The 12,089-nt window shown below is 64.2% G+C and carries 9 protein-coding genes; 4 read left to right on the forward strand and 5 right to left on the reverse strand.

The features are described from left to right. Window positions 1–176 precede the first annotated feature (176 nt). Together VGH98_21365 and VGH98_21370 are read right to left on the reverse strand one after the other, a co-directional pair. The gene (locus VGH98_21365) at window positions 177–620 is read right to left on the reverse strand and encodes a nuclear transport factor 2 family protein (GenBank protein HEY2378543.1); all 444 of its coding nucleotides are present in this window, start codon (window positions 618–620) and stop codon (window positions 177–179) included. Then, window positions 621–2,147, reverse strand: a complete 1,527-nt coding sequence (locus tag VGH98_21370) for an alpha/beta hydrolase-fold protein (GenBank protein HEY2378544.1) — start codon at window positions 2,145–2,147, stop codon at window positions 621–623. It abuts the gene before it with no gap. 294 nt (window positions 2,148–2,441) lie between these two features. Here VGH98_21370 and VGH98_21375 point away from each other — a divergent pair, with 294 nt between their 5' ends. Beyond that, on the forward strand, window positions 2,442–2,924 hold the full coding sequence (locus VGH98_21375; GenBank protein HEY2378545.1) for a hypothetical protein: 483 nt from the start codon (window positions 2,442–2,444) through the stop codon (window positions 2,922–2,924). Window positions 2,925–3,014: 90 nt separating this feature from the next. Here the strand turns inward: VGH98_21375 and VGH98_21380 are convergent, their stop codons facing one another. Further along, window positions 3,015–4,826 carry a glycoside hydrolase family 3 N-terminal domain-containing protein gene (locus VGH98_21380; protein ID HEY2378546.1) on the reverse strand — a complete coding sequence of 604 codons (1,812 nt, stop codon included), beginning with the start codon at window positions 4,824–4,826 and terminating at the stop codon, window positions 3,015–3,017. A 136-nt stretch (window positions 4,827–4,962) separates the two neighbouring features. On the opposite strand from VGH98_21380, the gene VGH98_21385 reads away from it, so the two are divergent. Beyond that, complete coding sequence (locus VGH98_21385) at window positions 4,963–6,528, forward strand: glycosyltransferase family 39 protein (GenBank protein ID HEY2378547.1); 1,566 nt, start codon at window positions 4,963–4,965, stop codon at window positions 6,526–6,528. Here the strand turns inward: VGH98_21385 and VGH98_21390 are convergent. Together VGH98_21390 and VGH98_21395 are read right to left on the reverse strand one after the other, a co-directional pair. Continuing rightward, window positions 6,516–7,553, reverse strand: coding sequence for a Gfo/Idh/MocA family oxidoreductase (locus tag VGH98_21390; protein HEY2378548.1), 1,038 nt, complete (start codon window positions 7,551–7,553; stop codon window positions 6,516–6,518). The genes VGH98_21385 and VGH98_21390 overlap by 13 nt on opposite strands. 155 nt (window positions 7,554–7,708) lie before the next feature. Beyond that, window positions 7,709–10,813, reverse strand: coding sequence for a hypothetical protein (locus VGH98_21395; GenBank protein HEY2378549.1), 3,105 nt, complete (start codon window positions 10,811–10,813; stop codon window positions 7,709–7,711). A 165-nt stretch (window positions 10,814–10,978) separates the two neighbouring features. On the opposite strand from VGH98_21395, the gene VGH98_21400 reads away from it, so the two are divergent. Beyond that, a complete protein-coding gene (locus tag VGH98_21400; protein HEY2378550.1) occupies window positions 10,979–11,581 on the forward strand; it encodes a hypothetical protein in 603 nt (200 codons plus the stop codon). A 45-nt stretch (window positions 11,582–11,626) separates the two neighbouring features. Then, complete coding sequence (locus tag VGH98_21405; protein HEY2378551.1) at window positions 11,627–11,962, forward strand: hypothetical protein; 336 nt, start codon at window positions 11,627–11,629, stop codon at window positions 11,960–11,962. Window positions 11,963–12,089 lie beyond the last annotated feature (127 nt).

Raw genomic sequence — 12,089 nt, forward strand, 5'->3', positions numbered from 1 at the left:
CCGAGTGCGCGTGATGCGCGGCTAGTTTGGTAGCCGGTTCGCACCTTGTCAAATCCGGCTCGTCCCTGTGACGTTCCGCCTAATGACGGGGTTAGGGGAGAGGGCTTTTGACCGTCACGAGTCGAGAAGCGTGAAGCACCGCGTCGAGCGCCTGCCTCGTGGTGGGTGGGAGTCGCCTATCGCCGCGGGATCTCGTAGTCCTGGGAGGCGATCATCAGCCAGCCCTGTTTGCCGGCGACCCAGGTATCGGTGTAGCGATAGCGATGCTCGAACCGGCCGCCCTTCCCGCGGCCCCGCACGATGAGTATTCCCGTAACGACCGCGGCGTCGCCATGCACGTGGGCACGCATGTCCTCGTTCGCCGCATACGTCACGGTGTCGGTGCCACCGACCTGCTCGGCGATGACCTGGGCCTTGCTGAACGTGCCGCGCTCGTCCGAGTAGACGTAGTCGGGATGCAGCGTCCGGCGAAAGAATCCGGAATCGCGGGACACGAGCGCGGACGCCCATTGGTCCTCGAGGCGAAGCAGCGTCCGAGCCGCGCGTGAGGTTTGTGCACCGGCGTGTGCGATCGGGGACGCCGCGAGCGCAATGACGAAAGCCAGCCTTTCGAGTCGCATCTAGTATCTCCAGCTCTCGCCAGCGCCTGCAGGCGCATGTCGTTCCACTTGCGCCGCCATCTTCGGTAACAGCTCCTCGAGGCCAGGTCCCCAGCAGTGGGGCGCCATCGGTTGATAGACGATCTCTCCCGTCCACTTGGGGCTCGTCGTGTGACGCAGGAAGTTATCGAGTAAGTGCACGCCCATGTTCAGGAAATACGAATCAGCGTCGCCGACGTAGACGTTGATCTTGTCGGCAAGCTTGGGGCCGAGGGTCTGCCAGTCGCGCTCGAGGATGAAGCGCAGGTCATAGTGATCACGCCAGTACGTGGCAACCGTCTTGTCGACCACGCCCGTTCGCTTGTCCCAGATGCGCTCCGGATAGCCGTCCGCGCCCACCGGTCCATACGTCGCCTCCCAGATGTCCCACTGACCGCCGGAGCGAGACCGATCGCCTTGCACGAGCTCGGACCAGTTCTCGTCCTTCATCATCGCCTCGATGTTGCCATCGGGATGTCGCTGCGTTGGACGCTCCACGCGCATCCAGCCGTGATCGATCCAATATGCGTTCGCGTCGTCGTAGATGTTGACGATCTGGTGATACCGGAAATCGACGCCGTCGGGACAAAGCGACCAAGTGCCACCGTAGAAGTCGGGATACAGCACCTGGTGCGCGAGCGAGATCCACCCGCCAGTCGAACCACCGGTGAGGAGTCGCGCCCACGGCTCGCCTAACGCGCGGAACCTGGTTTCGACCGCGGGGATGAGCTCTTTCGTAATCGCGTCGCCATATGGGCCATTGTTTGCCGAGTTCACGCCATACGAATCATCGTAGTAGGGCGACGGATGCTGGAGCGTGACGAGAATCATCCGCGGCGCACTGTCGCTCAGCCAGTATTTCGTAAAGCTCGCGCCGCGCCCCGTGCTGTCGCCGAAGCCGCCGGGCGCACGCAGCGAGAAGTGGCCTTCATCGTACACGATCGGATAGCGGACACCGGGATGCTTGTCGTAGTCCTTCGGCAAGAGGACGGCGGCGCCGAGATAGATCGGATGTCCCCACCATTTCGTGAGCGTGGCGCTCTCGATCTTGATCCGGCGTACGTACTCGTTGTCGCTAGGCACCGACACCGGCGGGATGACTTTGTCGGCAACGAGGCGGATCGCGGCGTGGGTCGTGGGATCCCACCTGACCTTGACTGGATCGCCGTAGAGGTTACCCGGCGACCGCTGCCAGTGCTGACCCTCCCACTGATCCATATGCAGCCAGACCGTGTGGCCGTCGGCGCGCGCGAAGCGCGTATAGACGTTCACGAAGGGCTGCACCCAGTATTCGCCTCGCGGCAAGTTGCTCAGGCTCTGCAGAGGGAAGCCGAAGGTAGTGGAGTCGATCACCGCGCTCGCGCCCGGTGTCAGCGCGTCAACATTCACCCCGAAGAGTGGGACGCCGGTCTCGCCGGTCTGCTCGATAGGCGTTCTCGGCCCCGCCGTGCGACTGATGGCGACGAAGACGCGTCCGGTGATCGGCTCGGCGTGTGCCGCGCGACTCACGACTACCTCGAAGCGCTGTGCTAGCAGCGTCGCAAGAGGCGCCGCTACGAGAGAGGATACGGCGAGCGCGATAAGCGTGGGTCGACGGCGGGGCTGATTCATTGACGCTTCCGATCTCAGGAGATTCATGCAGGAGCAATAAGGTGCAATCGCCTGGCGAGCGTGCACAACCGCTCACTAGAGATTGGCCGAGTCCGTCGAGGGATGGTTCTTAGTGGGCACCGGCGCACGCCGAGGAACGATTCCCGCTAGTGGATGTTGGGGAATGACCAATCGCTCGAGGAGGAAGCGAACATGAGGATACGTAGCGTTCTATCAATGGTAGCCGTCGCTTGCCTGGTGCCGGCGCTTGCCCGCGCACAGGAGAAGAAGGTCACCTGCGCCGATAACACGATCGTCACGTCGGACGCAGCCTGCGCGCGTCACGGCGGCGTGCAGAAGCCGGGTGGCGTGAACAAGGTCGGCAAGGAGCTCAACAAGGCGGCGATCGACGTGAAAGACGAAGCGAAGCGTACGCCGAAAAATGTCGAGACGGGTGCCAAGACCATGGGGCACAACGTCACCGAGGCAGCGGGTGACGTCGGCAGCGGCACCAAGAAGACAGCGAAGAAGGTTGGTCACGGCACCAAGGAAGCAGCCGGTGACGTGAGCAAAGGCACGCAGAAGGCGGTGCACCCGCGCACATACAAGGCGCACTGCACCGACGGTACCGCGTGGACCGGCCACTCGAAGTCGAGCGCCTGTAAAGGTCACGGCGGAGTTTCGAACTGGTCGTGAACTGACCGAGGGGCTAGAGCATAGGGGCTAGGGTCTTCGCACTGATGTTTCGTTCCGAATTGCCCTAGCTCCGCCCTAGACCCCAGCTCTTCATTTCGTCAGTCCGTCACCCGCGTTGAAGAATCCCGGCAGCGAGATCGGCGCGCGGCCGGTAATCCGCGCGCTGCCTAACAACGCTTGGGCGGCGGCGCGTTCGAGGTCGTCCGACACGCCGTAGGTGACGACGTACGTGCCTACATTCGGGAATTGACGGATCAGATAGGGATTTCCGAACGCGACCACGACGAGCTTCGGTCCTGTTGGCGATTTCGCGAGCGAGTCGATCCACGATGCCACGTGCTGGGGAACCGCGAAGCGGCCCTGGCCCTCGATGCGCCGCACGTAGGCGGCGACGACGATGCGATCCATTCCCTGCCCCAGCACGGCGATCGAATCGAGCTGCGCGCGGCTCACCGACGGCGAGATGTCAAGGACGCGGGATTGTGGCAGCGCGGCCAGGAACGTGGGGCCGAATACGCGCCCGGCCTTGAGCTCGGTCTCGGGTGCGTACTGAACCACGAGCGCACGTCCGGTGCGCATCGGCACGAGCGCATCCTTGTCGCGGAGCAACGTGATCGCCCGCTGTGCGACATCGGCCGCGAGCGCGCGATGCGCGGGCGAACCGACGACGTCGCGCAGCGCCTCGAGGTCCACGTAGCGATCGCGATCGAGTCCTACGCGCGCCTTGAGCGCGAGGATATGCCGCGCCGCGCTGTCGATGCGAGCGCGCCGAATCTCGCCGCGCTCGACCGCGGCGACCACGGCATTGATGGCGCGCGTCGGATCGCTGGGCTTGAGCAGGACGTCCGCGCCCGCCTGCACCGCGAGCACCGAGCTCTGCTCCGTCGTGTAGCCCTTCCCCACTCCTTCCATCGTCATGGCGTCGGTGATCGCGATGCCGCCGAAGCCTAACGAGTCGCGGAGCAGGCCCGTGATGATGCGCGGCGCCAGCGTCGCCGGTGTCGTGCTGTCGCCGTTGACGGCGGGCAGCGCGATGTGCGCCGTCATCACGAGACCGGCGCCGGCGCGGATCGCGGCACGAAAAGGCACGAGCTCCACGCTGTCGAGGCGCGACATCGTCGCCGTCACGATCGGCAATCCAACGTGTGAGTCGACGTCGGTATCGCCGTGACCGGGAAAATGCTTGGCTGTCGCGACGGCGCCGCTTTCCTCCAATCCGTGCACGAAGAGCTCGGACAATCGCGCGACGCGTGCGGCGTTCTCGCCGAATGAGCGCGTGTTGATGACCGGATTATTCGGATTGTTGTTGACGTCGACGACCGGCGCGAAATCGATCTGGATCCCGACGGCTCTCGCCTCTGCGCCGATCGCGCGCGCGACGTCGTGCGCGTCCTCGTCACGTCCCGTCGCGGCGATGGCCATATTGCTGGGGAAGATCGTCGCGCTTCCCGCGTCCATGAGATAGTGCGTGAACACGCCGCCCTCGAGCCGGCCGAGTCCCGGCTCCAGGTCGGCGGACGTGAGCAGCGGCACGCGCGAAAGGCGCTGCATCGAGTTGATCTTCGCCGCTACTTCGATGGGCGTGCCAAGCGACATGCTTACGCCGCCGACGTGATCCTGCTCGATCCACCGTCGAACTTCGGCGAAGCTCGAATCGCCGTTGCTCGTGTAGTCGCCGAGTACCCAGACCATCACCATCTGGCCGACGCGCTCGCGGAGAGACAGCGAAGCGAGAGTGTTGTCGACCCATCGCTGTTGCGCGCCGGTCAGAGGCTTCGAGGCGTCGAACACCGGAGTGGGCGTTGGAAAGGTGCCCGATGCCTGACTCGTGGAGGTTGACTGAGCCGTCCTGCACGCCCCAGCCAGGGCGATACCCAGTGCGAGAATGATTCGTAGCTTCATGGACCTGAGAATATCCACTAGCACGACGAAACTGAATCTCACGTCTCACGTGGAACGAGGGAATCACATCAGCTCGACGAGGGACTGGCCGCACGACTCACTATGGTCCGGCGGTGCTCGTAAGGCAGCAGTCGTCGTGGCCGTCAGTCTGGTTGCGCGCCTTGTTCTCGCCGCCGTGCTCGGCTTAGGCGTCGACGAATCGTACGAGGTCGTCCTCTCGCGCGTGCCGAGCCTCGGCTACTTCGATCACCCGCCGCTGTCATTCTGGATTCCGGGATTCATGGCCTGGCTGACGGGAAGCGAACAGCGCGTGCTGCTGAGACTTCCTTTCATTCTGATTTTTGCCGCCACGACGATCCTGATGTATCGCCTAACGGCGCGGCTGTACGGCGACCGTGCCGGCTTCTTCGCGTCGATGTTGCTGAACCTCTCTCCGGTTTTCAGCATCAGTACCGGAGGGTGGATTCTGCCGGATGGACCGCTGGCCTGCGCCATCCTCGCCGCCACGCTCTGCCTGACGCGCGTACTGCTCGAGCCGCCGTCACGGGCATGGCCTTGGTGGATCGGTGCTGGAGTAGCAACCGGGCTTGCTCTCCTCTCCAAGTATCATGGGGTGCTTCTGCCTGTCGGCACGCTGCTCTTCATGGTCACGTGCCGGCCTGCGCGATTCTGGTTCCGACGGCCGGAGCCATACGTCGCGGCGGCGATTTCGATCGCGATCGCCATGCCGGTGATCATCTGGAACGCGCAGCATGACTTCGCGTCGCTTCGCTTCCAGGCGGGCCGCGCGACAACGCATGGAGTGCACCTTGCGGCTCTGGCGCAAAACATCGCTGGACAGCTCGGCTATCTGCTGCCGTGGATTGGAGTGCCGTTGCTGTGGCAGCTGATACGAGGCCTGCGCGGCGGACCAGGTGATGGCTCTCGCTGGCTACTTTGCTGTCTCGCCGTTTGGCCGATCGCGCTCTTCACGCTGATCTCGTTGGGCGGAAATCCCGGCCTGCCGCACTGGCCAGCGCCGGGATATCTCCTGCTCTTCCCGCTCGTGGGCGACGCCATCGCACGGTACGAGTCGTGTGGCACGCGCGAACGTATGAGCGTCGTGCGCGGACTCGCTGCCGCCGGAGTGGTGTTCGTGCTGTTCGTCGCCGTCGCCGCGAGTGACGTGTCGACGGGGTGGATTGTGCGCGTGGCCCCGCGCCTGTTCGAGCGCGGCGATCCATCACTCGAGGCGTACGACTGGAGCGACGTCCGCGGCGACCTCACGAGCCGAAAGCTCCTTGCGCCCGGAGACATTGTCGTCGCGACGCACTGGATCGATGCTGCGAAGCTCGGTTATGCCCTCGGGCCCTCTGTGCCGGTGGTGTGCCTGAGCGACGATCCGCGCGGTTTTCAATTTACTTATCCGCCAGAGAGGTTTCTCGGACGCGACGCGATCATTCTCGTGCGCATCCGGAGCGGGGCGCGGTCAATTGATGTTCCAGCGCGCTACGGAACGGGCTTCGCGTCGATCGCACCGCTGGATACGATTTCTCTCGGGCGCGCGGGGCGCGTCGAGATCGAGCTCGCAGCATTCCGTGCCCGAGGCCTTCGCCCGTCACACCTGCGTTTCGACATGCGCGAAGCGAGCTCGCCGACCGTCATCCAAGATGTTCGGTCTGGCACCATGATCGATCTCGATACGATCGCTCACCGCCCGTAAATTCGATCGATCGCCGTCGCGAGATCGACGAGGCGCGCGACCGCCGGATCGAAAGTGACACCGGCGCCGAGACGGCGCGCCCAGTCGACGGCGCCGCGACCCGCCCAGTCGGTGTCCGGCTCGGAAAACGCCTCGCGCGACGCGCCGACGTAGTGCTCGGCGATGAACTCGTAGTACGAGCCATGTACGTTCTTGAACGAGGCGATGCCTCGCATCCCGTGGAACGTCGCGGCGATTACCGCCAGACGACTCGCCGGCTGATTCCACGAGCAGATAAGCTGAACCGTGGCGCCAGTCTCCAGATCGAGGCGGGCGACAGCATAATCCTCGACGTCGTCGTACGACCATCGCAGCGGCTTCCCTACGGCATAGACGCGACTCGTTGCCGCGCGAAGAGCGGGGTAGTCGAGCGTCCAGAGCGCGAGGTCGAGCATGTGGCTGCCGAGGTCGATGATGCAGCCGTCACCGGAGATCGCGACGTCCTGAAACCAGTGCCGGTCCGGACCAATCGACGTATGAAACGCAACATCGACCGCGAAAATCTCACCGAGCTCACCGCGCCTAACGATTTCGCGGATCCCCGTAATGCTCGAGGTGAAGCGGTACGCGAGGTCGGAGCAGAGCAGCCGACGATTGGCGCGCGCAGCGTCGACAACACGCCGCGTTTCCAGCGCCGTTAGGCCGATCGGGTGCTGGCAGAACACGGCGACTCCTCGCTCGAGCGCGGTAATTGCCTGCTCGGCGTGCCCGGCGTTTGGCGTCGAGATGACGACGCCGTCGAGGTCATCGTAGTCGAGGAGTGCTGCGAGCGAGTCGGCCATGCGCGGCGGCGAGGCGAGGCCGCCGACGGCGTCTCGCACCGCCTGTTCGGACAAATCCGCCACCGCCGCTACGGTGCCCGCGCCCCGCGCCGCGATCGCGCGCAGGCGATGGCGACCAATCCAACCGGTTCCCAGAAATCCGATTCGTGGAACAACGGGCGACTGTAGCTCATGCTCGAGCGTTCGTCGGGCGGGTTCTGTCATAGATCGTGAGGGGCACGCGGAGAGGAGAGGTCGTAGCCGAGGTCGGTTGGCAAACCGGGGCGCGCACTCCGTGCAAGCTCCATTCCGCAGCGCTGGGCTCGCCAGCGCTGGCTGCGCCTCTCGCTAACCTTTTTCGCAGAATTGTCGGCGGATGGCTAACGCGCTCGATCAGCGTTCTGGCGATCTGGTCCAAGGAGCTGATTGACCTGCGTGACCAGGCCATCCAGCTCGCGGCGGAGCACCGCGTAGCGCGTCTTCGCATCGCGACCGACACGCTGATCCGCCTGATTGGTCATACTATACAAGTAGGTGATGTGCGCCTGGAGTCCCGGCGTGCTGTACCGAATCGGGGGAGTGACGAGCCCTGCCTCGAGTGCGCGGATCTTCTCGAGCGTATCGGCGGCTGCTCCGCTGGCGTCGCGGAGTCGCGTGCGCGCCTCGCGCAGACGCGCGACGGCGCGGTTCACATCGCTCACCAGATCGCGCACGCGCACGTTGTGATCGAACTGATCCCGCAGATCGGCGAGCGTCACGCCGTCCTTCGCAACGCGCGGATCCTCGCGCACCAGCAGCGGCTGGGTCTGGGTGACTCCGTTTGCCGTTAGGCGCACCTGAAAGCGGCCCGGCACGGCGGTCGGTCCGCCGCCGCCGACGCGGCCTGCGCCGTCGCGGGGACCGGGATATGCGAGATCCCAGGTAAAGCGGTTGAGTCCCTGCTCTTTCGGCACACGCGGCGTCGGACGCGCGCGGCGCGGCGCCTCTTCTTCATCTTCACTGCCGCCGGCGACTGCGTCGGCGGCCGCGCCAGCTTCGCTCGAGAAGCTGCGAACGAGCTTGCCGCTCTCGTCGAGCACGTCGAGCGTGACCGGGCCGGCACTCTGGCCGAGGTAGAAGTCGATCACTGCTCCGGGCGCCGGATACTGTGGCGCCGCGGGACCGCGACCGCGCCCAAATCCGCCGCCGGCTTGATAGCGCATGCGGTAGGCATCGCGCGGCTTGAAGAGCGTGAGCGACGCCGCCGCGACTTGAGCCGTCACCTGATGCAGCGGCGTGAGATCGTCGATGATCCAGAACGCTCGGCCCTGTGTCGCGACGAGCAGGTCCTTGCGGAAGATTTTGATATCGTTAATCGGAACGACGGGGAGGTTCAGCTCGAAAGACTGCCAGTGTGCGCCGTCGTCGAACGAGACATACATGCCGAACTCGGTGCCGGCGTAGAGCAAGCCGGGGCGATCAGGATCCTCGCGGACGACACGCGTCGGGTCGTCGTTCGGAATTCCATTCGTACCAGTCGTTAGGCGCGACCACGTCTTGCCGAAGTCGTCGGTGCGATAGATGTACGGTGCGAAATCGCCGAGGAGGTAGCGATAGACGGCGTAGTAGGCCGTGCCGGCGCGACGCGGCGAGGGCTCGATCATCGCCACGCGGCCGCCCGGCGGCAGATCCCTTGGGGTGACGTTCGTCCATGTCACGCCATTGTCGCGTGTGACGTAGAATGGGCCGTCGTTCGAACCCGTCCAGATCACACCGCGCTGTACCGGCGACTCGCGAATCGAGTAGAGCGTGGGATACACCTCCTCGCCCGTCATGTCGCGCGTGATCGGCTCGCCCGAGATTGCGTTTCGTAACTTTGGATCGTTGGCGGTCAGGTCGGGCGAGATCTTCTCCCACGTCACGCCTTCGTCGCGCGTACGATGCACGAACTGCGAACCGTAGTAGATCGTGCGCGGATCCCAGGGCGAGATCTCCATCGGCGACACGCGCTGAAATCGATAGATGAGATCCGCTGGCACGTTGCCATACAACGACTGCGCGCCAACCCAGTACTGCTTCTCCTGGCCGGTGCGAAGGTTCATGCGGCTGAACTGTCCCTTGCACGAGCCGTAGACCGTATCGGGATTGACCGGATGCGGCATGATCGGACCCGTCTCGCATCCCGGTCCCGTACGCCACTCCTCGGCCTGTCCGGAGTTCAGCGGCAGCGACGGGACGATCACCGTCGTGTTGTCCTGCTGCGCTCCGTACAGGCGATACGGCACCTCACTGTCCGTATAAACTTGATAAATCTCCGCGGTTGGTTGGTTGTACTGCGTGGACCAACTGCGCCCGCCGTTCAGTGACACGTTCGCGCCGCCGTCGTTCGCCTGAATCATGATGCTGTCGTTCCGCGGATTGATCCACATGTCGTGGTTGTCACCGTGCGGCGTGGGAAAATTGCGGAACGTCTTGCCGCCATCGGTGGACTTGAAAAATCCCTCGGCGCCGCCGTATACGACATCAGGATTGGCTGGGTCTGCCGCCAACGTCGTGTAGTAAAATGGACGCGTGATCAGCGAAGCCTGGCTGTTGACCAGCGTCCACGTTTCGCCCGCGTCATCCGACCGATAGAGTCCGCCGCCCGGCTTCGCCTCGTAGAGGAGATACAGTCGATTGGGATTCGCCGGAGTGACCGCGATGTTCCCCTTACCGACCAGCTCGTTAGGCAGACCCGCCGTCAGCTTCGTCCAGTGGTCGCCGCCGTCGATCGTCTTGTACACACCGCCTTCGTGCGCACCGCTGATGATCGTCCACGGCTTGCGCTGCCCGCGCCACATCACCGCGAACAGCACGTTCGGATTCCCCGGCTGCATCTCGACGTCGGAGGCGCCCGTGCTGTCGGATACGAACAACACTTTTTGCCAACTGCGTCCGCCATCGCGCGTGCGATAAATGCCGCGATCGGGCGTCGGCTTGAATGGATCGCCGGTCGCCGAGACATACACGATATCGGGATTCGCCGGATGCACGCGCACCGCGCCGATCTGGCCGACGTCGTGCAAACCGTCGAAGCTCCAGGTCTGTCCGCCGTCGATCGAGCGATACACGCCCCGCCCGATCGAGACATTGCTGCGAATGTCATCGGATCCGGTGCCGACGTACACGACTGTCGGATCGGAAGGCGCCACTTCGATGGCACCGATCGAGCCGACGGGAATCTTCCCATCGGAGATCGGGAACCAGTTTTGTCCGGCGTCGGTCGTCTTCCAGATTCCACCCGAAGCCACGCCCATGTAGAACGTCGCGGGCTCACTCGGAACACCTGTCACGGCGGTGACGCGTCCACCGCGATTGGGTCCGACCATACGATATCGCAGGCCCTTGAACAGGGCCGGATCGACGGCGCTCAGTTGAGCGCTCTGTGCAACCGTGGTTGCAGCGAACACGAACGTGGCGAGCGCTGGCGCGACGACAAGGCGCATGCACGCGCGGCGACGACTCATTGAGACAACCTCGCTCAGATGGTATCGGACGGAACAGGAGGAGGGCGGCGCGCAGCCGCCGACGCACACAATCGAACCGGACGACCGGCCGGATGGAAGGGCCCGGCACGCGCCCTGCGCTCTCGACCGTGCATTTCCGACAACCTTCAGCAGACGAGATCGAACATGCATATCCGATTCTTCACCGCGGCGCTGACCGCAACGGCGCTGTGCGCTGCGTGCGGCCGCAGTCACAATCAGCCGAGCGATAGCCTAGCGAGTGATAGTGCAGCGCGCGCCGCGGCCGTGCCCGCGAGCGATTCTTCGAACGGCGCGATCAGCGCGACGACCGCTGCCATCGGACCCGGAATTCAGGTGACGACGACGGATGCGCACAACGTCAATCGATCGTTCGATCTGAAGCTCGTGGACGACGACTGGGCGAAGTTCCTCAAGGCGGCGGACACCCTCGCTGCGCTACGTGCGCGCGATCCACAGGTGCGCCAACACCTCGACGAGCAGATCGTCGGCGCCCAGACCGATGACGCGGGGCAGAAGTGGCTCGAGTCCGATCCGAAGGTCGCCTCCGCGATCACCAGCTCCGGACTCACGGTGAAGGATTACTATCGGCTCGGTATCGTCACCGCGACGGCTGCGCGATTCATGAACAACCCGAAGTCGGCTCCGCCAACGCCAGCGGGTCGCGCGAACGCCGAGTTCCTTCGGCATCATGAGGCAGACCTCAAGCATTTGCAGGCACTCACACAGGGAATTCCCTCTGTTAGGTAGGCATCTGCTCGGGGACACTCACAGGCTGCCTAACGCGGATGCCGGGTGATCGCGCGATCCATCAAAGAGTTGGACTGGGATGCAGCAAGGCGTCAATCGTCGTCGATGCCGCGACGGGCAAGGTCGTCGCCCAGATCGCGAACGGGGAAGGCGTCGACGCGTTTAGGCTGGGATCAGGCGCAGAATCTGATCTACATTCCTGACGGGCGCGATGGGAACGTTACCGTGATTCACGAGGACTCGCCCGACAAATACACGGTCGTCGCGATGGTGTCGACGATTGGTCGGCGCGAAAACGATCTCGGTCGACGATACGCGTCACGTCGCCTACGCGTTCACACCGGAGTACTGCCCGCCGCCGGCTGGCACGCCAGCGCCTGAACCGGGACGTCGTGGACCGCGGGCCCGATGATTGGGACATGGTTCATCAAGATCGTGCACTAGGAATAGGCCTTCGGAGGGAAGGGGAAACGGGCTCGAGATGAAATCACACTAGGGCTAATACGCT

It is taken from the genome of Gemmatimonadaceae bacterium (genome assembly GCA_036496605.1).
Lineage (GTDB): Bacteria > Gemmatimonadota > Gemmatimonadetes > Gemmatimonadales > Gemmatimonadaceae > AG2.